The organism is Terrirhizobium terrae, from assembly GCF_030323265.1.
In the GTDB taxonomy this organism is placed as follows: domain Bacteria; phylum Pseudomonadota; class Alphaproteobacteria; order Rhizobiales; family Rhizobiaceae; genus Neorhizobium.
The window spans coordinates 3,595,586-3,620,663 of the sequence record NZ_CP104992.1 but is presented as its reverse complement, the minus strand read 5'-3'; the positions used below and the strand labels follow the sequence as shown (position 1 = coordinate 3,620,663).

Sequence of the window (25,078 nt, the reverse complement as noted above, 5' to 3'; positions counted from 1 at the left end):
CCATCCATGACGATCGTAAATATCAGCGAGCCAATTGGGACTGAGCAAGGCATGAGCGAGACAGGCATGATCGATCTCGCCGGGAGCTGGCACCTGTCGTCGCCGGACAGTGCCCACGCAGCGGACATGTCCATTCCCGGTGACGTGCACACGGCTTTAAAGCTCGCCGGCATCATTCCCGACCCGTATTTCGGCCGCAACGAGAACGACGTCCAATGGGTTGCCCATCAGGACTGGCAGATCGAGCGGAGCTTCTTCATCGATGAACCGGATGGCAGCTGGTATCTCGACATAACCTATCTTGACACGGTGGCGATCGTCTTCGTCAATGACGTGCCCGTTCTCTCCGCCGACAACTGCTTCCGCCGCTACCGGCCGGATGTGACGCAGGCATTGAAGCCCGGCGAGAACGTCATCCGCATTCTCTTTCATTCCAATGCGGCTGCGGGCGCAGAACGTCAGGCCAAGCAGCCCTTCTACATCCCTTTTTCCAAGAACTGCCCGATCCCCGACGGCAACATGCTGCGCAAGCCGCAATGCCATTTCGGCTGGGACTGGAATATCGCCATCGCGCCGCTTGGACTTTATGGCGATATCGCGCTCAAGCGACTCGATACGGCGCGCATCGAGCATGTCATCACCGAACAGAGACACCATGATGACGGCTCGGTCGACCTGACCGTCGCGATCACGCTGTTTGCCGATGCGCAGGGCGTCGTGCCGATCCATCTTGCTCTTGGCGATGAAAGCCTGCGTCTCGACTGCGGTATGCGGCCGGGCGAGAATGTCATCACCCATGTCTTCCATGTCGAAAAGCCGGAACTCTGGTGGCCGGCGGGCAGCGGTGCGCAGGCACTCTATGCGCTGGCCGTCGAGATACCGAGCGAGACCATCACTCGGCAGATCGGTTTCCGCACCGTCGAACTTCTGACCGACAAGGACGCGGCGGGCAGCCGCTTCGCCTTCCGCATCAACGGCCGCGAGATCTTCTGCCGTGGCGCCAACTGGATCCCGGCGGATGCGCTCTTCTCGCTGTCCAGTCCGGAAAAGACCGAGGACCTGCTGCAATCGGCGGTCGACGCCAACATGAACATGATCCGCATCTGGGGTGGCGGATTCTACGAGGACGACCACTTCTACGACCTCTGCGACCGGCTCGGCCTGATGGTCTGGCAGGATTTCCAGTTCGCCTGCAACATCTATCCCTCGACGCCTGATTTCCTCGAGAATGTCGAACACGAAGTCGAATACCAGACGAAGCGGCTGATCTCTCATCCTTCGATCGTACTCTGGTGCGGCGACAACGAACTTGTCGGGGCGCTCCTCTGGTATGAGGAAACCCGTACCAATCGCGATCGATATCTCGTCTCCTACGACCGGCTGAACCACACGATCGAGCGGGCGATGAAGAAATCGGTGCCGCAGGCGATCTGGTGGCCGTCGAGCCCGGCCTCTGGCTATCTCGACTATGGCGATGCCTGGCACGCGGATGGTTCCGGCGACATGCACTTCTGGTCCGTCTGGCACGAGAACAAGCCGTTCGAGCACTATCGCGACGTCAATCCGCGCTTCTGCTCGGAATTCGGCTTCCAGTCCTATACGTCGCTGCCCGTCATCCGCACCTATGCGGCGGAGAAGGACATGAACATCGCCTCGCCGGTGATGGAGCTTCACCAGAAGAATGTCGGCGGCAACGAGCGCATTGCCGGCACGATGTTCCGCAATTTCCGCTTCCCGACGGATTTCGCCAATTTCGTCTATCTCAGCCAGGTCCAGCAGGGCGTCGCGATCCGGACAGCCGTCGATTACTGGCGATCGCTGAAACCTCATTGCATGGGCACGCTCTACTGGCAGCTCAACGACACATGGCCCGTCGCGTCCTGGTCCAGCCTCGACTACGGCGGCGGCTGGAAAGTGCTGCATTACATGGCGAAGCGCTTCTTCCAGCCGGTCGCCGTGGCTGCCATTCCGTCGGAGGATGGCAAGGAAATTCGCCTGTCACTGGTAAACGACACGCTCGACGACGTGACCGTTACGCTCAATGCTTCGCTCCTGACACTGTCCGGCGAACGGCACTCGATCGAAAGCATAGAAGCCGTCTGCGGGCCCGATGCGGCCGTGACGGCACTGACGATCGCCTCGGACAGGATCCCCGCGGATTGCCTGCTCGCCTGGAACTTCACCGCCTCGAACGGCTCGGGCGGGGAAGGGCACCATGTCATGGATACCTACAAGGCGCTGGAGCTCGAGCCGCCCGGCCTCGAATTCTCGGTGTCTCCGGCTGGTGATGGTGCTTTCGACATCCTCGTCCAGTCGAGCGGGCTTGCGCTCTTCGTGCTGATCGAGAGCGAAACGCCCGGCCGCTATTCCGACAATGCCTTCGACCTTGCGGCTGGCGAAAACCGGCTCGTGCGCTTCACGCCGAGTGAGGCGGCAGGCGAGGCGGGGCGGCTCCGCCGACCTTCCGCATCTACGACCTTTACTCCTGCCAGTCGGCAGGCTGAGTTTCATTTCAAGGAGGATGATATGACGACGTTAGGTTTCCAGCTTTACAGCGCCCGCAATTTTCCGCCGCTGTCCGACGTGCTGAAACTGGTGGCAAGTCACGGCTACAAGGAGGTTGAAGGCTATGGCGCGCTCTATGCGACGCTGGACGAGGCAAGCCTCAAGGCGATGAAGGCAGAACTCGACGGCAATGGCCTGACCATGCCGACCGGCCATTTCGGCATCGATCTTCTGGAAAAGGAGCCGGATCAGGCGCTGCTGATCGCCAAGACGCTGGGCGTGAAGGCGATCTATTGCCCGCATCTGGTCGCCGATCAGCGCCCGACGGACGAGGATGGTTGGTTCGCCTTCGGCAAGCGCCTTCAGGAAGCCGGCAAGCGCTATCAGGACGCCGGCTACATATTCGGCTGGCATAACCACGACTTCGAATTCAAGGCGCTGCCGGACGGCTCGACGCCGCAGGAGCAGATCTTTGCCGGTGGGCCGGATCTCACCTGGGAGGCTGATATCGCCTGGGTCATCCGCGGCGGCGCTGATCCTTTTGAATGGATCGAGAAATACGGTTCGAAGATCACCGCCGTCCATGTCAAAGACATCGCCCCGGTCGGCGAAAACACGGACGAGGACGGTTGGGCCGACGTCGGTCACGGCACGGTTCCGTGGAAGGATCTGGTCTCCGCGTTGAAGGCTAAGACCTCGGCGAAGTATTACGTTCTGGAACACGACAATCCCAAGGACATCGAGCGTCTCGCTTCGCGTTCCATGGCCTCCTTCAAGACCTATTGATTTTCGAGAATTCGATCGGAGTTTCTCATGACCAAGGAACTTGGCGTCGGCATCCTGGGATGCGGCAACATTTCCACCACCTATTTTTCGCTGTCACCGCTGTTCAAGGGGATCAAGGTTCTCGCCTGCGCCGACCTCAATCCCGAGGCGGCGAAGGCGAAGGCCGCTGAATACGGCGTCAAGGCGCAGACAGTCGATGAACTGCTCGCTAATGACGAGCTCGACGTGATCGTCAACCTGACGATCCCGGATGCACATTTCGCCGTCTCCAAGGCGATCCTGCTGGCCGGCAAGCATGTCTATTCGGAAAAGCCCCTGACGGTGACGCTGGAGCAGGGCAAGGAATTGCAGGCGCTCGGCCGCGAGAAGGGTCTCGCCATCGGCTGTGCGCCCGACACCTTCCTCGGCGGCGCTCATCAGCTCGCCCGTGCTTACATCGACGAGGGCAAGGTCGGGCGGATCACATCCGGCACTTGCCATGTGATGAGCCCCGGCATGGAGATGTGGCACCCGAACCCGGGCTTCTTCTTCCTCAATGGCGGCGGCCCGATCCTCGATCTCGGCCCTTATTACATCGCCAATCTGATTAACTTCCTCGGCCCGGTAAAGCGGGTCGCGGCACTGACCTCGATGGCCAACCCGACGCGGACGATCACAAGCGAGCCGCTGAAGGGTCAGGTCATCCCGGTCGAGACGCCGACCAATATCCACGCGCTCTTGGAGTTCACAGAGGGGGCGACGATCACGCTCTCGGCAAGCTGGGATGTCTGGTCGCATCGCCATGCCAATATGGAGCTCTACGGCACGGAGGGCTCGATCTACGTGCCGGACCCGAACTTCTTCGGCGGCGTGGTCGAGGCGAGCGGCCGCGACAAGGATATCCAGCCGCTGAAGGACTGGGACCATCCCTTCGGCAAGGCCAATCAGGAGCACCCGAACGGCCCGCGCGCCAATTATCGCACGGCGGGCCTTGCCGACATGGCCATGGCGCTGATCGAGGGGCGCGACATCCGCTGCTCGATCGACCGCGCACTGCATGGCGTCGACGTCATGACTTCGATCCTGAAATCCGGCGCGGAGGGCAATTTCGTCACGACCACCACGACCTGCACCAAGCCTGCGGCGCTCGGCATAGACGAGGCTCTGGCGCTTCTCGCCTGACGCGATAAGAATGCGCCCGGCGCCGATCCGTCTCGGGAAGACATCAGGTTCGGCGCCGGTTTCATTGGAGGAATTTTCATCATGACCTGGTTCCCGGCGGAAAACCGCTACGACAGCATGACCTATAACCGCTGCGGCCGTTCTGGCCTGAAGCTGCCGGCGATTTCGCTCGGCCTCTGGCACAATTTCGGCGACGACACGCCGCATCAGCGCAAGGTCGATATCTGCCGCAAGGCCTTCGATCTCGGCATTACCCATTTCGACCTCGCCAATAATTACGGCCCGAAGCCCGGCAGCGCCGAAACCGCTTTCGGACGCATCCTGAAGGACGAGTTCGGCGGGCTTCGCGACGAGATGATCGTCTCATCCAAGGCGGGCTACGACATGTGGGCCGGCCCCTATGGCAACTGGGGCAGCCGCAAGTACCTGATCGCCTCCTGCGACCAGAGCCTGAAGCGTATGGGCCTCGACTATGTCGATATCTTCTACTCGCACCGCTTCGACCCGGATACGCCGCTGGAGGAGACCTGCGGGGCGCTGGATCACATCGTCCGCTCGGGCAGGGCGCTTTACGTCGGCATCTCCTCCTACAATTCCAAGAGGACGCGCGAAGCAGCGGCGATCCTGAAGGATCTCGGCACGCCGGTGCTAATCCATCAGCCGAGCTATTCGATGATCAACCGCTGGGTCGAAGAAGACGGCCTCCTCGACACGCTGGAGGATCTCGGGATCGGCTCGATCGTCTTCTCGCCGCTGGCACAGGGCATGCTGACGTCGAAATATCTCGGCGGCATTCCGGATGACAGCCGCGCCGCGCAGGGCAAATCGCTGCGCCCAGCCTTCCTTAACGAGAAGAATGTCGGAAACCTCAAGGCGCTCAATGCCATCGCTGAAAAACGCGGCCAGACGCTGGCGCAGATGGCGCTCGCATGGGTTCTGCGCGGCGACCGCGTGACGACCGCGCTGATCGGCGCCAGCCGGCCGGAGCAGGTGGAGGATTGCGTCAAGGCATTGGAGAAGCGCGACTTCACCGCCGAGGAACTGGCCCAGATCGACGTCCACGCCAAGGAGGCCGACATCAACATCTGGGCCGCATCCGCCGAGCGCCAGGGGCCTGCCCGCAATAAATAAGCTGCGATCTGAACCCGGCGGGTTTCCGCCGGGTATTTTTCATCTTAAGCTTGAGTTACGTACCTCAAGGAGGAATATTGTGATCCGCAACCCGATTTTACCTGGCTTCAACGCCGATCCATCCATCTGCCGCGTCGATGATGACTATTACATCGCGACCTCCACGTTCGAATGGTATCCGGGTGTGCAGATCCACCACTCCCGTGACCTCGTGAACTGGACGCTGGTCCGCCGTCCGCTGGAGCGGGCCGCTCAGCTTGACATGCGCGGCAACCCGGACAGCTGCGGTGTCTGGGCGCCGTGCCTCTCCTATGCCGACGGTCTGTTCTGGCTGGTCTATACCGATGTCAAACGGCTCGACGGCAATTTCAAGGATGCTCACAACTACATCGTCACCTCGCCGACGATTGAGGGCGAGTGGTCGGATCCGATCTATGTGAATTCCTCCGGCTTCGACCCATCGCTGTTTCATGACGAGGATGGCCGCAAGTGGTTCGTCAACATGCAGTGGAACCATCGGACAGAAAGCTATGGCGGCGCGCCCAAACATCCGGCCTTCGACGGCATCCTGCTGCAGGAATGGGATGCAGAGGCGAGGGCGCTGAAAGGCCCCATCACCAACATCTTCCCTGGTAGCCCGCTCGGTCTTGTCGAGGCACCGCATCTCTTCAAGCGCAACGGCTACTATTATCTGACCACGGCCGAGGGCGGCACGGGATATAACCATGCGGTGACAATGGCGCGGTCACGGGTGATCGAAGGCCCTTACGAGCTTCACCCGGACACCCATCTCATCACATCCAAGGACGCGCCGGATGCGGTGCTGCAGCGTTCCGGCCACGGACAGTATGTGGAGACGCCAGACGGGCAGTTCTATCACACCCATCTCTGCAGCCGGCCGTTGGCACCGCATCGACGTTCGCCGCTCGGCCGCGAAACCGGTCTGCAGAAATGCGTCTGGCAGGACGACTGGCTCTATCTCGCCCAGGGCGGTGTGGTACCGGATGTCGACGTGCCCGCTCCGGCAGATGTCGAGACTGTCACCCAGCCTGCCCGGATCGGCTACCGCTTCGACGGCAGGACGCTTCCCGCCGACTTCCAGTGGCTGCGCACGCCGGAACCGCAGCGCATCTTCAGTCTCTCGGATCGCCCAGGCCATCTGCGGCTGACCGGCCGGGAAAGTATCGGCTCCTGGTTCGAGCAGGCGCTCGTCGCCCGACGGCAGGAGCATCACAGGTTCCGCGCCGAGACGGCGGTGGAGACATTCGATCCCGATACCTACCAGCAGGCCTGCGGCCTGACTCACTACTATAACCGCCACAAGTTCCATGCCCTGGTCGTGACGCTGCATGAAAAGCTTGGCCGCGTGGTGACGATCTTTTCGTGCCCCGGTGATTTTCCAAATTCCCGAATGGTGTTTCCGGCGGGGAGCGGCGTCTCGATCCCCGATGGACCGGTCGAGCTTGCGTTGGATGTCCGTGACAACGATCTGCAGTTCTTCTGGCGCCCTGGCGGATCGAATGACTGGGAGACAATCGGCCCCGTTCTCGATGCCGGCGTCATCTCCGATGAGGGCGGTCGCGGCGAGCATGCGTCCTTCACCGGCGCCTTTGTCGGGATGTTCGCCTTCGACACTTCGGGCCGTGCACAAACCGCCGATTTCAGCCGCTTCGCTTATGAGACGATTCGATAGCGGACCACGAGAGGCTTTGCCAAATCGTTAATTTCGGTTGTAAGCGAAGCCTCTCAACTCACTAGTTTCATTACGCATATTTAATCTTGCATTCATATGGCATTCATCGTGCGCGCCCTAGTTTCCGGGTGTGTTCAATACGAGGAAACAGCCATGAAGAAGTTCGTTATTGCTCTTGTTGCCGCCACTGTTCTGGCTGGCCCGATCGCAACCACTGCCCAGGCGCAGGACTGGCGCCATGACCGCAGCCGCCACGTCGAGAAGCATGTCGACAAGCGGGTGGACAAGCGCGTCATCGTGAACAAGAAGGTCGTCGTTCACAAGCACCGCTGGTCGAAGGGCCACCGTATGACGGCTGCCGAGCGTCGCCGCATGGCCGAGATCCGCGACTACCGCCGCTATCGCCTGTCTGCTCCGCCCCGCGGTCAGCGCTGGGTCAAGGTCGATAACGACTTCCTGCTGGTCAGCATTGCCAGTGGCGTCATCGCCGGTATCGTCGCCGGCCGATAAATTGAGAAAAGCCGGCGGATGTTGGAGAACCAACGTCCGCCGGCCCGCTGCCGGAAGAATGGCCGTCAGGTGTTCCGCCCCGGCCATTTTTTGTCTCACTGAGACAGGCAGGTCTTCATCGAGGTCGCAAGGCCGCGCATCAGCTCGAAATAGAGATCCGGCCCGGCCGTCAGCGTCGCAGCTTCCGGATCGAGCGTGCCGGATTTGGCCGGTGTTCCTTCCGTGACAACGGAGACGAGCTTTGGTTCGAACTGCGGTTCGGCGAAAACGCAGGTCGCTCCGAGATCCGTCACCTTCTGATGGATCTGCTTGACCCGCTCGGCGCCAGGCATGGTTTCGGGGCTGACCGTGATGGATCCTGCAACCTTTACCCCGTAATGGTGCTCAAAGTACTGATAGGCATCGTGGAAGACGACAAACGGCTTGTCCTTGACCGGTGACAGCGTCTGCTTGATCTCGCTGTCCAAGCCGTCGATCTTCTTCATCAGCTCGGCACCATTCGCCTGATAGGTCTCCGCGTTTTCAGGATCGGCCTGCACGAGAGCCTTCTCGATCTCGGCGGCAAGGGCTTTGGCGTTCATCGGGTCTAACCAGAGATGAGTATCGAAGGCGCCATGTTCGTGGCCTTCGTGCTCATGGCCTTCATGATTATGTCCATCATGATCAGCATGGCCTTCGCCTTCATCATGATGATGCCCATGATCGCCGTGATCATGGGCTTCGAATGCTCCACCCTCGCGGAAGGGCAGTTTTTCGAGGCCCGGTGCATCCTCCAGCGTCACGACGGTTGCGTTCGAGGCCAAGGCTTCCAGAGGTTTTTCGAGAAACGCTTCCATGCCATGGCCGATCCAGAACACCATGTCAGCCCCTTGAAGGGTGCGGGCGTTCGATGGCTTCATGGTGAATGTGTGGGGGAGGCTGCACCATCGACAATCAGCTTCGGTTCGGCCACACCCTTCATGATGGAGGCGACTAGAGAGTGGATCGGCTTGATCGAGACGACCACGTCGGGAGCTGCTGCGTATGCGCTCGGCGCGGCAATCATGGCGGCCGAAGACAGGAGCAGGGCGGCGGCAAGTTTCATGGGAAGACTTCCTTGTAGGCCGACGTAATGTTATTACATCAATTGAGTTATGCTATAACGTGTGCCATGACGGGTGACAACAGGAAAATTCGTCGATCATGCTGATGACCAGCCAAGCTGCCACGGCCCCGAAAAATCAGGTAACCACCGCTGAAACGCTCGTGTCACTGTCGAATGCCGGCATCCGACGCGATGATCGGTGGTTGGTGCGTGGTATCGACTTTTCAATTGCCCGCGGTGAGGTCGTGACGCTGATCGGCCCGAACGGCGCCGGCAAATCAACCACCGCCAAAATGGCAATTGGCGTGTTGAAGTCCGACGAGGGGTCCGTCACCCGCAAGCGCGATCTGCGCATCGGCTACGTACCGCAGAAGCTCGCGATCGACTGGACCATGCCGCTTTCCGTCCGCCGGCTGATGACGCTGACGAGCCCGCTGAAAGAGCCCGACATAATGGCAGCGCTGGAAGCGACCGGCATCCCGCATCTCGCCGGATCGGAAGTTCGCCATCTCTCCGGCGGCGAGTTCCAGCGCGCGCTGCTTGCTCGGGCGATCGCCCGCAAGCCCGACCTGATGGTGCTCGACGAACCGGTCCAGGGCGTCGATTTCGCCGGCGAGGCAGCGCTCTACGATCTCATCCGCACGATCCGCAACGCCACCGGCTGCGGCATTTTGATGATCTCGCATGATCTCCACATGGTCATGGCCGGCACGGACACGGTGATCTGCCTCAACGGCCATGTCTGCTGCCGCGGCACGCCGGAAATGGTCAGCCAGAGTTCGGACTACGCAAGGCTCTTCGGCGGCAATGCGCGGTCGCTTGCGGTCTACAACCACCATCACGACCATACCCATCTGCCGGATGGCCGCGTGCGCCACTCGGACGGATCGATCACCGACCATTGCCATCCCGAGGACGGGCATCACCATGACCACGATCACGGTGCTCACGACCATGACCATACCGCTCATGATCACCATCATGCCCATGAGCACGGCGACCACGCCCACCACCATCACGATGTGACTGCAAGCAATGGGGGCGGCCGCCATGCTTGACGACTTCTTCATTCGTGCACTGATCGCCGGTATCGGCGTCGCACTGACTGCCGGCCCGCTCGGCTGCTTCGTCGTCTGGCGCCGCATGGCCTATTTCGGCGACACGATGGCCCATTCGGCGTTGCTTGGCGTTGCTCTGTCGCTGTTCTTCGAGGTCAACCTGCTTCTGTCGGTTTTCGGCGTCGCAGTCCTGGTCTCCGGCCTTCTGCTTCTCCTGCAGAGGCGCCAGTCGCTGTCGGCGGATGCGCTGCTCGGCATCCTTTCCCATTCGGCGCTCGCGATCGGGCTCGTTCTGGTCGCCTTCATGACCTGGGTGCGGATCGACCTCATCGCCTTCCTGTTCGGTGATATCTTGGCCGTGACCCCGTCGGATATCGCGCTGATCTGGGGCGGCGGCGCGCTCGTCGTCGCGGCCATGGCCTTCCTCTGGCGGCCACTGATCGCCTCGACCGTCAGCGAAGACGTGGCGGAGGCCGAGGGCATGAAGCCGGCGCAAGCGCGGCTGTTCTTCATGCTGCTGATGGCGCTTGTCATCGCCATCGCTATGAAAATTGTCGGCATCATGCTGATTACTTCGCTCTTGATCATCCCGGCCGCTACCGCACGACGCTTTTCGGCAAGCCCGGAATGGATGGCGGTGTTCGCCTCGCTGATCGGGGCGCTGGCCGTCATCGGCGGCCTTTTCGGCTCTCTCACCTATGATACGCCGTCCGGCCCTTCCATCGTGGTCGCGGCGCTCCTACTTTTCATCGTAAGTCTAGTCCCCGCCTTCGGCCGCAATACCGCCGAGCGGGCAGCCAATAAGGAGTGCGAGGATGAACGCGCCAATCGTCAATCCGGCCCTGACCAAGAACCAGGCTCTCGTCTTCGACGCGCTGAACCGCGCCGAGGGGCCGATGAGCGCCTATACGATCCTCGACAAGCTGCGCGACCACGGGTTTCGCGCGCCACTGCAGGTCTATCGCGCGCTCGACAAGCTCACCGAATTCGGCATGGTGCATAGGCTGGAAAGCCTGAACGCCTTCGTCGCCTGCGCCCATCGGGAAAGCGAATGCTGTGGTGCCGGGCATGGTCACGGCCATGGCACGGTCGCCTTCGCCATCTGCGAGAGCTGCAATCAGGTCCTGGAATTCCACGACCACGCAGTCGATCATCTTCTCAACGACTGGGCTAAGGGCAAGGGTTTTAAGCCGTCGAAGACGACCATCGAGATCCGCGGTGTCTGCGAGAAATGCGCAGCCTGATCAGTTCCTAGATCTCTTTGAGATCTCGCGAAAACCGTTTCCAGTTCTCGACGTAGCGCGCGGCGGATGCCGTCAGCTTCGCGGCCGCGTCATCATCCAGCACGCGGATCGCCTTCGCCGGCGAACCGACGATCAGTGAGTTGTCGGGAAATTCCTTGCCCTCGGTAACGAGCGCATTGGCGCCGACCAGGCAATTCCTACCGATCTTCGCACCGTTCAAAATCGTCGCCCCCATGCCGATCAACGAATTGTCGCCGATCGTGCAGCCATGGACGATTGCGTGATGGCCGATGGTACAGTCGGCACCGATCGTGACCGGGAAGGCAGGATCGGTATGGATCATCACGCCCTCCTGGATATTGGAGCGCGCGCCGACAGTAATCGGCTCGTTGTCACCGCGCAGTGTTGCGCCAAACCAGATGCCGACATCCTCGCCGAGTTCGACCTTGCCGATGACATTGGCATCCGGCGCGACCCAGAATCGGTCGGCGGCAGGGAGTGCCGGTGCGAATTCTCCGAGCGCGTAGATTGGCATCCGAAATCTCCCCGTTTCTTCGTTTCAGGCCACCGAAAGCGACAGATCGCCGACGCCGTCGACGCCGCAGGTGATCTTGTCGCCCTTGACGATGGGGCCGACGCCAGCCGGCGTACCGGTCATGATCACGTCGCCCGGTGCAAGCACGAAGAGCTTCGACAGCTCAGCGATGATTTCCGGCAGCTTCCAGATCATCTGGTTCAGGTTGCCGTCCTGCTTACGGGCGCCATTGACGTCGAGCCAGATCGCAGCCTCCTGCGGATGGCCGATCTTCGAGGCCGGCACGAGGGCGGAAACCGGCGCGGAGTTTTCGAAGGCCTTCGCCACTTCCCAGGAACGGCCCATCTTCTTCATCTGGTCCTGCAGGTCGCGGCGGGTGAAATCGATGCCGACACCATAGCCATAGACCTTGGAGAGCGCATCTTCCGGCGCGATGTCGGCACCGCCACCGGACAATGCCATCACTAACTCAACCTCGTAGTGGACGGAAGAGGTCTGAGACGGGTAGGGGAAGGTTTCGCCGTGATAGAGATTGTCGGCATTCTTCTGGAAGAAGAAGGGTGGCTCGCGCGACGGATCGTGGCCCATCTCGATCGCGTGGTCTGCATAATTGCGTCCGACGCAATAGACCCGGCGCACCGGAAACTGTTCGGTTTCGCCGACGACGTCGAGTAGCACGGGTTCGGGGGCAGGGATCACGGTGGCGCGCATGGGGATATCCTCAAATCACTGAAAGACGCTGGCGCCTTTGTCCAACAATTTCAGGGCTATTCCTAGCCCGTTTGTGTGCGAGGCTTATGAAGCTGGACAGTTTCCATGTCACCATATGGGGACGAGAGACAGGCCGGGAAATCGATGGGGAGCATCTAACGGCGCCCTTGCATACGAGCCGAATTCGAGCCACTGACTATGCCGTGCAGCACGAGATGAAAGTCTTCGACCATGTCCAAGCCTCCCCAGTCAAAGCCGCCTAAGCAGAAGCAGCCGAAAGAGCCCGCTCTCGAACATTCCGAGTTCGCCGGCGAATTCGAGGATGAGGGTATCACCGTGCTTGTGGACATCTTCCGCCCGGCCGGCACGAATGGCGACTGGACGCTCGAAGTCATCAGTCAGACCGAAGTCGTCACGACCTGGGACGAGAATTTTGCGACCGACAAGGATGCCTGGGAAGAGTTCCTTGCCACCGCCGAACGCGACGGCCTGGAAAGCTTTCTCGATGAAGAAGAAGAGCCGTCCGTTCATTGACGCCGCGAGGCGGCTCCCTTGTGATCGTGCCTCAGCCGCGGCTGGATCCGGATCTCGACAACAGGAAAGCAACCGCCGCGGTTAGTACGAGAGCGCCGACGACGGCTCCGGTTGTGGCAGACGGATGGCGACGTACGACGTCGGTTACGGCATGGCTGTCACGGCGAAACTGGCTCGCGGCCTTACGCGCCCGTGGAATGATATAGCTCGACGCATCGTCGGCTGAGGCACTTGCCTGCCTTGCAAGCGCTGAGCGTAAATCTGCAAGCTGGCTGGTCAGACGGTCGAGGTCGGCGGAGAAATCGCGGGCCATGGTGGTTCCTTGTTGGTGTGTATGCGGTCATCAACGAAAGAGCAGCGTCCCGGTTCCCGCAGCGACGAGATGACTTCAATGCTGCGCATGGGGCACAGCCTTCCTTTTCGGCTAATTGCATTGTATAGCAGCGCCCATACGTCCGGATGCCGATGGCTCCAGCGATCAATCCATCACCATTAGCGCCTTCCAAGCAGGACAATCCTGCATGGTGCAGCGCCGATTCGGAGCGAGTGATTTGAATTTCTACGAGACAGCGCTGAAGTCCGGCGAAAAGATCTTCGCGGTCGCCCCCATGATTGACTGGACTGACCGGCATTGCCGTTACCTGCACCGGCAGTTGTCGTCGCGGGCGCTGCTCTATACCGAGATGGTGGTGGCGGATGCCATCATCCACGGGCCGCGGGAGCGGCTTCTTTCTTTCTCGCCTGCCGAACACCCCATCGCTCTTCAGCTTGGTGGCTCGGATGCCGGCAAGCTTTCCGAAGCAATCCGTATTGCGTCCGACTACGGCTATGACGAAATCGGGCTCAATGTCGGCTGCCCGTCTGACCGCGTTCAATCCGGCACGTTCGGCGCCTGCCTGATGCGTGATCCCGGCCATGTCGCCGATCTCATCTCTACAATGAAGAAAGTTTCCTCCGCTCCGGTGACGGTCAAATGCCGCATCGGTATCGATGATCAGGAGCCGGCAGGTGTACTGCCTGATTTCCTTGCCCGAATGATCGGGGCAGGGGCGGACGCCATCTGGATCCACGCCCGCAAGGCATGGCTGCAGGGACTTTCGCCGAAGGAGAACCGCGAAATCCCGCCGCTCGATTACGACCTCGTGCATCGCATGAAGCGCGAAAACCCCAAAGTATTCATCGGCATCAACGGCGGCATCTCCGATCTCGATCAGGCGAAAAGTCACCTTGCGGTGATGGATGGGGTCATGCTCGGCCGCGCCGCCTACCAGAATACCGGCCTGCTTGCGGGCGTCAATGCCATGCTGGCAGGTGAAAGCACCGTTGCGACTGCCGATTTCGACTGGCTTGCGCTGCGCGACACGATGATCGCCTATGCAGAACAGGTCATCACCTCTGGTGGCCGGTTGCATCACGTTACTCGCCATATGGTCGGGCTTTTCCAGGGCTTTGCCGGCGCCCGCCGCTTCCGCCAGATCCTGTCCTCCGAAGCAACCCGCCCGGGTGCAAGCGTCGATATCATTTCTGCAGCCTTCGCCGCGGTCGATCTTGAACAGAACAGGGCGTTGGCAACGGCCTGATAACCTTGGCGGATCGGAACTCGATCCATCCTCATATATTATTGCTTTCTTAAATACGGGAATTTAAGCTGCTCATTGCAACAGTCGGTGAAATCAATCACCGCGTGAATGTGGTAGCTCGTATGTTCAAGGTCCTCGAATGCGTTGCCATCCAGCATGATCGAAGCATTGTCGCGCTGGCCGCGGTCATATGCGTCATCGGCATGTTCGCCTTCTTCCTCATCCATCGACGCGCGGTCGAGTGCAGCCAGCAGCGGCGACGCGTCTGGCTGGTGATCGCCGCAGTTACGGGTGGGCTTTCCGTCTGGGCTACCCATTTCGTGGCGATGCTCGCCTATCAGGGCACGGTGGACATCGAGTTCGATCTTCTGATCACGATCATTTCGGCCTGGATTTCAGCGGTCGGTTTCTGGGCGAGCTTGAAAGTCGCTGAAAAAGGCACCGTAGGGAGCGATATCCTGGCCGGACTGATGGCGACCGCAACCGTCGCCGCCATGCATTTCACCGGCACGGAGGCGATCCGCGCCGCTGCCACGATCCGTTACGAGATCGGAGCCATCCCGGCCGGAGCACTGCTTTCCTTTGCACTGTTCACCTTCGCCTTCCGCCTCTCGATGCGCCGCCGCGGCAAGGCGGCGATGACCGCGGCGGTACTCTCCGGGGTACTGGCAATCTGCATCCTGCACTTCACCGCCATGTCGGCAACCGAGCTCGTTCCCGATCCATCTCTACCCGCAGCCTCGCTCGACGGCAGTGGCAGGACGTGGCTGATCGGCGCGATCTCGATCGTGATGAGCGTCATCATCCTGACGACGGTCGCGGCCAGCTTCGTCGACCGCTACCTGACTGACCTGCGCGGCTTTGCCGATGCGACGCTCGAAGGGCTGGCCGTGGTCCGCGAGGGCGTCATCATCGAGGCCAATGCCCGCTTTGCCGAAATGATCGGCCTTCAGGACAGGGACGTTCTCGGCCGCAGCCCGGATCACCTCCTGGTCGCCGCGGACGGCCTGTCGCTGGCCGACCAGAGAAGCGGTGCCGTCGAGGCCGTGCCGCTCAAGGTGCAGCGGGAAGTCTTTCTCGAAGTCGCGGTCCACACGATCGAATATCGCGGCCGCGCCTGTCAGGTTCTCGCAGTCCGCGACCTCACCGAAAAGCGGATCGCCGAGCGCCGCGTCGCCCATATGGCGCGCCATGATGCATTGACGGACCTGCCGAACCGCACGCTGTTCAGCGAACGACTGGAAGTGGCATTGAAGGATGCCGCCAAGCTCAAGGAGCGGTGTGCCGTACTGGCGCTTGACCTCGATCGTTTCAAGGCAGTCAACGACGTCTTCGGCCATGCCGAGGAGACCGTGTGCTGATCAACGTCGCCGATATCCTGCGCCGCTGCGTCGGCTCGGCCGATACGCCGGCCCGGATCGGTGGCGACGAATTCATCATCCTGCAGACCGGCCTCGACCAGCCCATGGGCGCGAGCATGCTGGCAGAGCGCATTCTCGACACGTTCCGGCAGGAGATGAATGTCACGCTCGATCCGAAGGCCGTCGGCGTCAGCATCGGCGTCGCGATCTATCCGGAGGACGGCGAGACGGCGCATGACCTGCGCAACGCCGCGGACATGGCGCTCTACAATGCCAAGTTCTCCGGCCGCGGTACCGCTGCCTTCTATTCGGCGGCCATGGACCAGGAACTGCGGGAACGGCGACTGATCGAGAGCGAGCTTCGCCACGCGGTCCTGCGCCAGCAGCTCAGCCTCGTCTTCCAGCCGTTGTTCGATGCGACGGACGGCACCTGCACCGGCTACGAGGCGCTGATGCGCTGGACCCATCCGGAGCTCGGCAAGGTCTCGCCCGGCGTGTTCATCGGCGTCGCAGAAGAGACCGGCATCATCGTCACGCTCGGCGAATGGGCGCTGCGCGAGGCCTGCCGCACGGCAAGCCAGTGGGACAACGGGCTTGCCGTTGCCGTCAACGTCTCTGCCGTGCAGTTCCGCTTCCCCAATCTCGTCGAAGTGGTCACATCGGCGCTGGCCGAAAGCGGTTTGGAGCCGCATCGCCTGGAACTCGAAATCACCGAGACCTCGCTCCTTAAAGACCGCGACAAGACGCTTGCCATTCTTCTACGGCTGAAGGCGCTCGGTGTGCATGTGGTGATGGACGATTTCGGAACCGGCTATTCGTCGCTCAGCAACCTGCACAGTTTTCCGTTCGACAAGATCAAGATCGATCGAAGCTTCATCAGCTCGATGGAAGAGAACGAGAGTGCGAGAGCCATCGTTCGTGCCATCATCGGCCTCGGCAAGAGCCTCGAACTGCCGGTCGTGGCGGAAGGCATCGAGACCTTCGGCCAGCAGCGGATGGTCGTCGAGGACGGCATCGAGCAACTGCAGGGCTTTCTACTCGGAAAACCGAAGAGCGCGGACGAGGTGGAGCTGCTGTCCGGGCTCCGGCAGGTTCCACCCTTACGCAAACGCGGCTAGTGATCAGCGAGCGCCAGGCTTTGATAGACGCTGGAGATCGGCGAGTTCGTCGGCCGTCAGTGGCCGGGCGGCACCCTTTTCCAATTCCCCGAGCGCAAGGTTCCCGATCGCAACACGAACGAGCCGAAGCGTGGCGATATCCAGTACCTCCAGCATACGTCGGATCTGGCGGTTCTTGCCCTCGTCGAGTTCGATCTCAAGCCAGGAATTCTTCTCACCCTCACGCAGCTTGCTGGCCCTCTTTGCCGCCAGCATCTCGCCATCATCCATCACGCCGCGCGTCAAGGCCTGCAACGCTTCGTCATCGACAATGCTGCCCGCCTGGACGTGATAGGTCTTCGAGACATGGGTCTGCGGGTCCATCAGCGCGTTGGCGAACAGCGTGTCATTGGTGAAGAGGAGCAGGCCCTCGCTCGCCTTGTCCAACCGTCCGACGGGGGAGAGGTGCGCATGATCGAACCCCTTGAGGCAGTCGAACACAGTCGGCCGCCCTTCCGGGTCGTGACGGGTGGTAACGAGGCCGCGCGGCTTGTTGAGCATCAGGTAGACGGGTGCCTCTGCCACGACGGACTTGCCGTCCACTGCAATCCCGGCATCTTCGATATCCACCCAGGTCTCGATATCCCTGACGAAGCGGCCGTCAACGGTCACGCGGCCGGCGCGGATCAGTTCCTCAGCCTGCGTGCGGGAACAGTAGCCGAGCTTGGAGAGCGCGCGGGGCAGGGTGGCGCGCTTGCCGCCTGACGGGCCCTGCGCCTTCTGCCGGCCCGCCGGGCTACGGCTTCTGCCTCTGTCCTTCATCGCTCTTCCTCTTTGCCGGCTCGCATATATTCGCCTCAATGAAGCATGTTGATGATCACGGCAGGCTTCGGTATCGGTTGACCCGCTCGCCCTTGCCATTCTAAAGGCGGGGCCGTCCAGCCCAAATATGCGCTGGCGATAGACGAGACTATGCCCGAGCGGCGACGAAGGGCGGCTATGAAGGTGAGAACAAGTTGAGCCAGGACGACATCATCCGCGAACTCGTGACGCTGCGCGACTACTGGCGCTACGCGATCTCCCGCTTCAATGAAGCCGAACTCAGCTTCGGCCACGGCACGACGACGGCGGGCGACGACGCGGCCTTCCTACTGCTCGATACGCTCAACCTGCCGATCGACGCGCTCGATCCCTTCCTCGACGCCCGCCTGCTGCCCGCCGAGCGCAAGCTGCTTGCCGAACGTATCGAGACGCGAGTGACAACGCGCAAGCCGACCTCCTACATTACAGGCCATGCCTATATCCAGGGCGTGCGCTTCCATGTGGATGAGCGGGTGATCGTGCCGCGCTCCCATATCGGCGAAATCCTGTTCTCGGAATATCTCGGCGAACAGGGCTCGGCCTACCTGCCCGATCCCTTTGCGGTGGAGAGTGCCGTCGACATCTGCACGGGCTCCGGCTGCCTCGCGGTGCTCGCCGCAAAATTCTTCCCGAATGCGGCCATCGATGCCGTCGATCTTTCGGGCGATGCGCTGGAAGTCGCGAAAATCAATGTCGATGAGCACGAGGTCGCGGAACAGGTATCGCTCTATCGCGGTGATCTGTTCGGGCCGCTGAAGGGCAAGACCTACGACCTGATCATCACCAACCCGCCCTATGTCGACCATGCCTCGATGGACAGCTTTCCGGCCGAGCACCGGGCGGAGCCAGCCATGGCCCATGACGGTGGCGAAGACGGGCTCGATCTCGTCCGCAAAATCCTCGCCCAGGCGGCCGACTATCTCAATCCCGAGGGCGGGATGATCTGCGAGATCGGGTCAGGACGCGAGATCCTCGAAGAAGAATTCCCGCATCTGGAATTTCTCTGGCTTGAAACGGCGGAATCCCAGGACGCAGTCTTCTGGATTTCAGCCGAAGCGCTCGGCGTCACCGAATAAAGCCGCCGTCAGAGCGGCCAGATGAAGAACATGCTCGAAGCGATAACGGCTACGAGGGCAAGGTTGACGCCTATATAGAAGGCCCAGTCGTGATTATGCTTGGATGGCTTGTACATCGTGATTTCCTCCGCCTACCTAACTGGCGAAGGACACGCAAGTTCCTGTCAAGAATGGCGGGCCAACGCTACCATCTTGCCCATTCGTGATCGCGGTCGTGGAACATTACGTCGCGACGGAGGAAATATCGGATCGAGCGGTTTCAATGGCGCCGATGGCATCCTGAACGGTCAGGATCGTATCGAGAGTGTCATCGGGGACATCGATGGAAAATGCCTCTTCAAAGGCGATGATGAGTTCCATCTTAGCCAGAGAATCCAGATCTAGATCCTCCGAAAACGATGTCTCATCTTTGAGTTCGACAGGATCGATGTCCAGATAGTCCGCGATGATTTTTTTGGTACGCTCTGCGGTTTCGCTCATACTTGTCCCTGCAGTTGTGAGCGAGAGCAGATCATTACCCCCAGCCGCCGCAGCTCATGTCCGCACGACGATTATTAGGTATGTAGTATGTTGCGGCGCAATGTCGAGGTCGTAGCGTCGCGAACAGTCTATTTCCTACGCAGCAGGCAAGCATCGCCGCAATACGTCTCCGGAAGTATCATTGCTGTGGCCTGAGTGTGATCACCGTCAACTCGGAGGGAACACCGAGCCTCAGCGCAAAGCCGATCCACAGCGCCGTGCCGTTGTTGACGTAGAGCTGCATTCCATCGACGTCATAGAGGCCCGAGACGAAACCGTTGTTGAAGCGTGCGACAAGCCTGTCGAAGCCTTTGATCATGCCGCCATGGGTATGGCCGGAAAGCTGCAGGTCGGCGCCAGCGGCCGCCATGATCCGCGCCTCGCGCGGCTGGTGGTTGAGGAGGATGACAGGAGCTTCTGATGGAGCACCGGCCAAAGCCTTTCCGATATCCGGAGCCTCCAGGCCGAAGCGGGTCGCCGCAAGGTCGTTGACGCCGGCAAGCGTCAGTTTCGCACTGCCGCGCTGAAGAACGACATGGCCGTTCGAAATCGTCTTGAGGCCAAGTGCCTGGTATTGCGCCATCCAGCCGTCATGGCCGAAATAATATTCGTGATTGCCGGGGATGGTGTAGACGCCGTCTGCTGCGGTGAGCTTTGCTAACGGTGCGACATCGCGGGCGCGGGCCTGGAGGTCGCCGTCGATCAGGTCGCCAGTGATGACGATCAGGTCGGCGTTCTGGGCATTCGCCTTCGCCACCGTCTCCTCCACCCAAGGAGCCTGGAAGAGGCGGCTGATATGCAGATCGGTGAGCTGAATCATGCGGTAGCCGTCGAATTCGCGCGGCAGGTCACGCACCCTTATCTCGACCTCCTTGACCGGCGGTACGCGGATCGCCTGGCTGACGGCAAAGGCGGCCAGCGACAGGGCGATGGCACCGATCCCGTAGCGCAGTTTCGGCGCTATCCGCACGCGGCGGCGTTTCACGGCGGCAACTAAGAGCGTGAGGACATCGGTCGCAAGCTGGAAGGCGGACAGAAGCAGCACCGAACCGGCCATCCAGTTGACCGCGATCATCACCACCCGCGGCACTTCCGGCGAGAACATCGTGCCGAAGACGAGCAGGCTGATCAGGCTGTGCTGGAACACCACCATCAGCACGACGGCGATCAGCCCCTTGAACCATCTTGGCCAGGGCAGCGGCAGGATGAAGCGGGTGACGACGTAGAGGCAGAGAATAGCTTTGGCGAGATGAAACAAGGAAGGACTACTCAAAGGAGGGGCTTTGCCATCCCTCTTCTTCGAAAAGGCCAATCACCTCAAGCACCTGACGGAATTTTGATCGCGTTTACTTGAGACTGATCAGTGCCGTGCCGATGATCGCGAGCGCCGCGCCACCCCAGGCGGATGCGCGCGGCATCTGCCGGCTCTTCAGCCAGACCATGGGCAGTATGACGATCGGGGTCATCGAGGACAGCGTCGAGACGATGCCGACATTGCCGATCGCCAGCGCGGCCATCAGCAGCGACATGCCGAGCGCCGTACCGAAGAAGGCGGCGGTGACGGCAAGTCCGAGGTCTCGCTTGGCGAAGGGCGCAGGATCCCGCCGAAGCGCCGGGAGGGCAAGGATCGCCCAGAAGACGATGACCGCGAAACCGGAGCGGACCGCCATGGCCGTGAAAGCCTCTACGCCGGAGGCCATGGCGGGCCGCGCGAGCGTGCTTCCGAGCGCCTGTCCCAGGGCGGTGATAACGCCGAGCGTGATGCCGATCAGCGAAGGCGTCTGTGTGGGCGGGGCAGGGGCTTCGATCGGCTCACCGTCGGCCAGCGGGATCATCGGCGGCGGGCGCCGGCGACGCACACCGATCGCGATGACGATGCCGACAAGGATCAGCACGACGCCGAGCCCCTGCAAGCCGTTAATCGTCTCGCCAAATGCCAGATAACCGAAGAGCAGCGCGAAGGGTGAGGCCAGCGAGAAGAGCAGGGCGGTTACCCGCGGTCCGGCCACATAGATGGCGGCAAAATAGGTGGTCGAGGCGACAACGATCCCGGCGAGGCTGGAACCGATCAGCGCCTCCACCTGCCACCAGCCGAGCGTCGACCAGCCGCCGACAATAGTGGCGGCCAGCGCGGTCAGAATGAAGGCAGACGTGAGCTGCCAGCGGGCCAGCCGCATCAGCGGCACGCGGCCATTCAGCTCGTTGATGAACATCGAGCTCAGGGCGATGCAGACAGCCGAGCCGATGGCCAGCGCTTCGGAGAGGAACACGGGATCTTACCTGATATTGATCGCCCGCTATCGCTCAGGTCTCATGCAAAGGCAAGATGGAGATCGCGTCTGATCGCAGTGCGCCCTGATGCTTCAACGGCTATCTCGCAGCAGGCCGCTCGCCAGTTGCTGGAACGCATCGACCACCTTGGCCAGCACATCCTGCGGGTCTTCAGCGGCAGCGATCCATAAAGCGGCGTTCAGGGCGGCACCGTTGATCAGCCTTGCCGCAGCCTCCGCGTCGACCGGCTTCACCGTGCCTTCCTCGATCAGCGCCGTGATTGTCTCGGTGGTGGTGCGCAGGCAGGCATTCTGGTTCGGCCACTGCGAAGGGTCACCGAGCACCGCGGGACCATCGAGCATGACGATCCGCTGGATTTCCGGCTCTATCGCCATCTCGATATAGGCGACACCCTCAGCAACGAAGACCTCCCACAGGCTTCCGCCCTTCGCCTTGGCGGCGGCACGCATGCGGGCAAGCATCTCGGCGTCGATCTGGTCGATCACCGCTTGCAACAGCCCCTTCTTGTCGCCGAAATTGTGATAGAGCGCGCCGCGCGTCAGGCCGGCCGCTGCGGTGAAATCATCCATGGAGGAGGCGGCATAGCCCTTTTCGGCAAAGGACTTACGCGCGGCCTGGATGAGCTTTGCCCGCGTTTCCTCCATCATTTCGGAACGCTTTCTGGCAACCATTATCGATCTCCTGCGTCACATACGAAGGGTATGTGTATTGACATACGCAACGTATGTTAACTATATATCCACATACGAAGCGTATATCAACATCGCTTCGAGACGTGAAGGGCAGGGCACCGCAAAGAAATGCCCTCCCGGTCAGACAGGAGCAGAAACATGACCAAACGTGACGTTGTATTCCCCGCCGGCCGTCAGGATCTCTACGAGACCAACCGCTATTCGGCAGCAATCCGCTCGGGCGACCTCTTGTTCGTTTCCGGGCAGGTCGGCAGCCGCGAGGACGGTACGCCGGAGCCGGACTTTGAAAAGCAGGTGATGTTGGCCTTCGATAATCTTGCCGCCGTGCTGAAGGCCGCCGGCGCCGATTTCAGCGACATCATCGACGTGACCTCGTTCCATACCGATCCCGAAAACCAGTTCGAGACGATCCAGGCCGTGCGCATGAAGGTGTTGGGCGAAAAGCCCTATACGAACTGGACTGCCATCGGGGTGAACTGGCTTGCCGGTTTTGATTTCGAGATCAAGGTCATCGCCCGCATCCCGCAGGCGGCATAATCCGCCGGGCCTGCAGAGAACCCGAAGCTGGCCGCTCTTGCGGCCAGCCTTCAAACTTCAGTTCAGTACCCGCAAACCTCAGGCCTGCTTATTGCGGCGACCGATTGCACGCGCAGCGATGACGCCACCGGCCAGCGCGATGACCACGGACATGGTCATGTTCTTCACGCCGTCATCCTTGACGATCGGGCGCACGGTCACCGTGCCGGGATCATTGCTCGGCTCGGCATAGACCGGTCCGCGAATGGTATAGAAAAGCTGGGCTGCCCCGAAGATGACGACGGCAGTGATAATCCCGCCGACGAGCGGGCTGATCTTCCTGGATTTTGCATTATTCAAAACGGTATTTCCTCATGCATGCTTATGACTTCAAAACCCGTGGTCCTCGGTAAGACCAGCAGGTAGAACCCAGTTAAAGGAACTATCGAAGTCCGGGCAACCGCATGTATGTGGGGCGACAAAAAAACCGCCTATAATCCGCCAATAACAAGGGGATAAAGAAACAGGCGCTCGTATCACGCGGCCGCGAGCTGGCGCAGCAATTGCTTCAGTTCGGTCGACTCCGGAAGCTCTTCGGGCGGCTCCGTTTTCATCAGCGCGCGATCGCCGAGTTCGAACTGATACCAGTTGAAAAGCCCGGCGGCGATAAACTGTGCCTGCTCGCTCTCAGGGCTGACGTCGTTTTCCTCGCACCATGCCTCGAGAAATTTCTGCAAGAGTTCGAGGTCATCCGAACCGAGCACCATGGTCGACGAAGTATTGTCCTGAAGCATTTCATCCTCACATGCAAAGCTTGCTCTCCCGTGACCCAGCATCCTGATGCCGTAGAAGGGAAGGCGGCGAGTGTCTCGCATGACATGACACCCATGGACTGCACAGGGAGCGCCCATATGCAATCGGCCTTGGGCCAATAACGCGAAACCTGCGAAATGGTTCAAATGCAAGCTAAATATGTGAAATAGGTCTTGAGCGGTAAGACGAAAGCCGCGGGTTACTTGGCGGCGGAGGGTCGACCACGCTTCTTCTGGACTACGGGCTCAGCGAGCTTTCTTGCCGCATCCTCTTCCTGCTGTGCGAGGCGCAGCGCACGCAGCTTTTCCGTCTTCTTGTCACGGGCAGAGACCTCTGCATCAAGAATTTCCCGCACGACAGAGTTGGTCTGCTCGGACTTGGCCTGCGCGGACATCTTGGCGGGCTTGAAGAACTGATCCTTGGTCGCTGTCATGCAGTGCTTCCTGCCCGTTCTCGTCCAAATATTGCGACTGCCGTACAGCGTTGGGGAGTGCAACAGCACATCACCCAAGCTGCATCTATCGGGGCATTAGCGACCGCGAGCGATCACTTTCTTCTTCGGTGCCGGCAGCAGTCCTTCGCGCTGTGCCTGCTTGCGAGCAAGCTTGCGCGAGCGTCGAATGGCCTCGGCCTTTTCGCGCGCACGCTTTTCGGACGGCTTCTCAAAAGCCTGGCGAGCCTTCATTTCACGGAAGACGCCTTCGCGCTGAAGCTTCTTCTTCAGGACGCGAAGCGCCTGTTCGACATTGTTGTCTCTGACTAGTACCTGCAAGAAATCTCCTGACGCGGCGAACCGCTTGCTCTTGGTTGGATGGTCGCGTGTATGAACGATAAGTTCGCCGAAGGAAAGCCGGCTACGTCACCAGATCGAGGTTTCGTACATTCCGAAAGTAGGCCATCGGCTGCTAAGGCAGACAATAACGCCTGGGCATGATCCTGTCACCGCCCGGTTGCAGGGGTGCCGACCGTGCGCCAATCCAGAAAAAACAAAAGGCCGGGAGATGAACCCCGACCTTCCATAGTCATCGCACAATACGCGCCAGTACCTCCGTGGTCGCGTCGCGCAATAACAAAATCAGGCAGCCTGAAGGTTGTCGGCCGAGCTCTTGCCCGAACGCTTGTCCTGGACGATCTCGTAGCTGATCTTCTGGCCGTCATTGAGGGTGCGCATGCCAGCGCGCTCAACGGCCGAAATGTGGACGAAAACGTCCTGGCCGCCGTTATCCGGCTGGATGAAACCAAAACCCTTGGTGCTGTTGAACCACTTTACGGTGCCCGTGTTCATAACGATTTCCTTTCAATCGCTGCAGTTACCGGAC

General features: G+C 60.7%; 26 protein-coding genes and 3 pseudogenes. 15 read left to right on the top strand and 14 right to left on the bottom strand.

Annotation, left to right across the window (positions count from 1 at the left end; all coding sequences use genetic code 11):
• Window positions 1-6: 6 nt before the first annotated feature.
• The 6 genes and pseudogenes from N7E02_RS25890 (at window position 7) to N7E02_RS25865 (ending at window position 7,786) form a co-directional block, all read left to right on the top strand.
• Window positions 7-2,504 (top strand): annotated as a pseudogene (locus N7E02_RS25890) (beta-mannosidase).
• Between the two features lie 22 nt (window positions 2,505-2,526).
• Window positions 2,527-3,291: a sugar phosphate isomerase/epimerase family protein gene (locus tag N7E02_RS25885; protein WP_286580581.1), complete on the top strand. Its 765-nt coding sequence runs from the start codon at window positions 2,527-2,529 to the stop codon at window positions 3,289-3,291.
• Window positions 3,292-3,318: 27 nt separating this feature from the next.
• The gene (locus N7E02_RS25880; RefSeq protein ID WP_286580580.1) at window positions 3,319-4,452 is read left to right on the top strand and encodes a Gfo/Idh/MocA family protein; all 1,134 of its coding nucleotides are present in this window, start codon (window positions 3,319-3,321) and stop codon (window positions 4,450-4,452) included.
• An 81-nt stretch (window positions 4,453-4,533) separates the two neighbouring features.
• The gene (gene mgrA, locus N7E02_RS25875) at window positions 4,534-5,583 is read left to right on the top strand and encodes an L-glyceraldehyde 3-phosphate reductase (RefSeq protein ID WP_286580579.1); all 1,050 of its coding nucleotides are present in this window, start codon (window positions 4,534-4,536) and stop codon (window positions 5,581-5,583) included.
• Window positions 5,584-5,662: 79 nt separating this feature from the next.
• Window positions 5,663-7,276 (top strand): glycoside hydrolase family 43 protein, encoded by a 1,614-nt coding sequence (locus N7E02_RS25870; protein ID WP_286580578.1) that lies wholly within the window; start codon window positions 5,663-5,665, stop codon window positions 7,274-7,276.
• Window positions 7,277-7,429: 153 nt separating this feature from the next.
• Complete coding sequence (locus N7E02_RS25865; protein ID WP_286580576.1) at window positions 7,430-7,786, top strand: RcnB family protein; 357 nt, start codon at window positions 7,430-7,432, stop codon at window positions 7,784-7,786.
• Window positions 7,787-7,881: 95 nt separating this feature from the next.
• On the opposite strand, the pseudogene znuA reads toward N7E02_RS25865, so the two are convergent.
• Window positions 7,882-8,870 (bottom strand): annotated as a pseudogene (gene znuA / locus N7E02_RS25860) (zinc ABC transporter substrate-binding protein ZnuA).
• Window positions 8,871-8,974: 104 nt separating this feature from the next.
• Here znuA and N7E02_RS25855 point away from each other — a divergent pair.
• From N7E02_RS25855 to N7E02_RS25845, 3 genes and pseudogenes are all read left to right on the top strand, one after another.
• A complete protein-coding gene (locus N7E02_RS25855) occupies window positions 8,975-9,928 on the top strand; it encodes an ATP-binding cassette domain-containing protein (RefSeq protein WP_286584037.1) in 954 nt (317 codons plus the stop codon).
• Window positions 9,921-10,694, top strand: a pseudogene (znuB, locus tag N7E02_RS25850) (zinc ABC transporter permease subunit ZnuB); the annotation flags it as partial. The gene N7E02_RS25855 and the pseudogene znuB, both read left to right, overlap by 8 nt.
• Before the next feature lie 61 nt (window positions 10,695-10,755).
• Window positions 10,756-11,172 (top strand): Fur family transcriptional regulator, encoded by a 417-nt coding sequence (locus N7E02_RS25845; protein WP_286584035.1) that lies wholly within the window; start codon window positions 10,756-10,758, stop codon window positions 11,170-11,172.
• Between the two features lie 7 nt (window positions 11,173-11,179).
• Here the strand turns inward: N7E02_RS25845 and N7E02_RS25840 are convergent, their stop codons facing one another.
• Both N7E02_RS25840 and N7E02_RS25835 read right to left on the bottom strand, forming a co-directional pair.
• Window positions 11,180-11,707, bottom strand: coding sequence for a gamma carbonic anhydrase family protein (locus N7E02_RS25840; RefSeq protein ID WP_286580575.1), 528 nt, complete (start codon window positions 11,705-11,707; stop codon window positions 11,180-11,182).
• Between the two features lie 24 nt (window positions 11,708-11,731).
• Window positions 11,732-12,418 carry a fumarylacetoacetate hydrolase family protein gene (locus N7E02_RS25835; protein ID WP_286580574.1) on the bottom strand — a complete coding sequence of 229 codons (687 nt, stop codon included), beginning with the start codon at window positions 12,416-12,418 and terminating at the stop codon, window positions 11,732-11,734.
• A 231-nt stretch (window positions 12,419-12,649) separates the two neighbouring features.
• Between N7E02_RS25835 and N7E02_RS25830 the strand changes: the two genes are divergently transcribed.
• Window positions 12,650-12,952 carry a hypothetical protein gene (locus N7E02_RS25830; RefSeq protein WP_286580572.1) on the top strand — a complete coding sequence of 101 codons (303 nt, stop codon included), beginning with the start codon at window positions 12,650-12,652 and terminating at the stop codon, window positions 12,950-12,952.
• Window positions 12,953-12,983: 31 nt separating this feature from the next.
• Here the strand turns inward: N7E02_RS25830 and N7E02_RS25825 are convergent, their stop codons facing one another.
• Window positions 12,984-13,265, bottom strand: a complete 282-nt coding sequence (locus N7E02_RS25825) for a hypothetical protein (RefSeq protein WP_286580571.1) — start codon at window positions 13,263-13,265, stop codon at window positions 12,984-12,986.
• Window positions 13,266-13,560: 295 nt separating this feature from the next.
• Here N7E02_RS25825 and dusA point away from each other — a divergent pair, with 295 nt between their 5' ends.
• From dusA to N7E02_RS30135, 3 genes are all read left to right on the top strand, one after another.
• Entirely contained in the window at window positions 13,561-14,532 is a 972-nt protein-coding gene (dusA, locus tag N7E02_RS25820) for a tRNA dihydrouridine(20/20a) synthase DusA (RefSeq protein WP_286584033.1), read from the top strand.
• Between the two features lie 122 nt (window positions 14,533-14,654).
• On the top strand, window positions 14,655-15,893 hold the full coding sequence (locus tag N7E02_RS30140) for an MHYT domain-containing protein (RefSeq protein WP_374730663.1): 1,239 nt from the start codon (window positions 14,655-14,657) through the stop codon (window positions 15,891-15,893).
• On the top strand, window positions 15,887-17,011 hold the full coding sequence (locus N7E02_RS30135; protein ID WP_374730662.1) for a putative bifunctional diguanylate cyclase/phosphodiesterase: 1,125 nt from the start codon (window positions 15,887-15,889) through the stop codon (window positions 17,009-17,011). Before N7E02_RS30140 ends, N7E02_RS30135 begins: the two co-directional genes overlap by 7 nt.
• 3 nt (window positions 17,012-17,014) lie before the next feature.
• Here N7E02_RS30135 and N7E02_RS25810 read toward each other — a convergent pair whose 3' ends face one another.
• On the bottom strand, window positions 17,015-17,812 hold the full coding sequence (locus N7E02_RS25810) for a pseudouridine synthase (protein ID WP_286580570.1): 798 nt from the start codon (window positions 17,810-17,812) through the stop codon (window positions 17,015-17,017).
• Window positions 17,813-18,006: 194 nt separating this feature from the next.
• Here N7E02_RS25810 and prmB point away from each other — a divergent pair, with 194 nt between their 5' ends.
• A complete protein-coding gene (gene prmB / locus N7E02_RS25805) occupies window positions 18,007-18,927 on the top strand; it encodes a 50S ribosomal protein L3 N(5)-glutamine methyltransferase (RefSeq protein ID WP_286580569.1) in 921 nt (306 codons plus the stop codon).
• Window positions 18,928-19,149: 222 nt separating this feature from the next.
• Here prmB and N7E02_RS25800 read toward each other — a convergent pair whose 3' ends face one another.
• From N7E02_RS25800 to N7E02_RS25785, 4 genes are all read right to left on the bottom strand, one after another.
• Window positions 19,150-19,407, bottom strand: coding sequence for an acyl carrier protein (locus tag N7E02_RS25800; protein ID WP_286580567.1), 258 nt, complete (start codon window positions 19,405-19,407; stop codon window positions 19,150-19,152).
• Window positions 19,408-19,585: 178 nt separating this feature from the next.
• The gene (locus tag N7E02_RS25795; RefSeq protein ID WP_286580566.1) at window positions 19,586-20,704 is read right to left on the bottom strand and encodes a metallophosphoesterase; all 1,119 of its coding nucleotides are present in this window, start codon (window positions 20,702-20,704) and stop codon (window positions 19,586-19,588) included.
• A gap of 88 nt (window positions 20,705-20,792) precedes the next feature.
• A complete protein-coding gene (locus N7E02_RS25790; RefSeq protein WP_286580565.1) occupies window positions 20,793-21,716 on the bottom strand; it encodes a DMT family transporter in 924 nt (307 codons plus the stop codon).
• A 93-nt stretch (window positions 21,717-21,809) separates the two neighbouring features.
• The gene (locus tag N7E02_RS25785) at window positions 21,810-22,409 is read right to left on the bottom strand and encodes a TetR/AcrR family transcriptional regulator (protein WP_286580564.1); all 600 of its coding nucleotides are present in this window, start codon (window positions 22,407-22,409) and stop codon (window positions 21,810-21,812) included.
• A 159-nt stretch (window positions 22,410-22,568) separates the two neighbouring features.
• Between N7E02_RS25785 and N7E02_RS25780 the strand changes: the two genes are divergently transcribed.
• Entirely contained in the window at window positions 22,569-22,967 is a 399-nt protein-coding gene (locus N7E02_RS25780) for a RidA family protein (RefSeq protein WP_286580563.1), read from the top strand.
• A gap of 78 nt (window positions 22,968-23,045) precedes the next feature.
• On the opposite strand, the gene N7E02_RS25775 is transcribed toward N7E02_RS25780, so the two are convergent.
• The 5 genes from N7E02_RS25775 to N7E02_RS25755 form a co-directional block, all read right to left on the bottom strand.
• Window positions 23,046-23,306 carry a hypothetical protein gene (locus N7E02_RS25775; protein ID WP_286580561.1) on the bottom strand — a complete coding sequence of 87 codons (261 nt, stop codon included), beginning with the start codon at window positions 23,304-23,306 and terminating at the stop codon, window positions 23,046-23,048.
• Window positions 23,307-23,482: 176 nt separating this feature from the next.
• Window positions 23,483-23,713: a hypothetical protein gene (locus N7E02_RS25770; RefSeq protein ID WP_286580560.1), complete on the bottom strand. Its 231-nt coding sequence runs from the start codon at window positions 23,711-23,713 to the stop codon at window positions 23,483-23,485.
• Between the two features lie 245 nt (window positions 23,714-23,958).
• Window positions 23,959-24,192 carry a hypothetical protein gene (locus tag N7E02_RS25765; RefSeq protein ID WP_286580559.1) on the bottom strand — a complete coding sequence of 78 codons (234 nt, stop codon included), beginning with the start codon at window positions 24,190-24,192 and terminating at the stop codon, window positions 23,959-23,961.
• A gap of 96 nt (window positions 24,193-24,288) precedes the next feature.
• Complete coding sequence (rpsU, locus tag N7E02_RS25760) at window positions 24,289-24,531, bottom strand: 30S ribosomal protein S21 (RefSeq protein ID WP_286580558.1); 243 nt, start codon at window positions 24,529-24,531, stop codon at window positions 24,289-24,291.
• 303 nt (window positions 24,532-24,834) lie between these two features.
• Window positions 24,835-25,044: a cold-shock protein gene (locus N7E02_RS25755; RefSeq protein WP_286580557.1), complete on the bottom strand. Its 210-nt coding sequence runs from the start codon at window positions 25,042-25,044 to the stop codon at window positions 24,835-24,837.
• Window positions 25,045-25,078 lie beyond the last annotated feature (34 nt).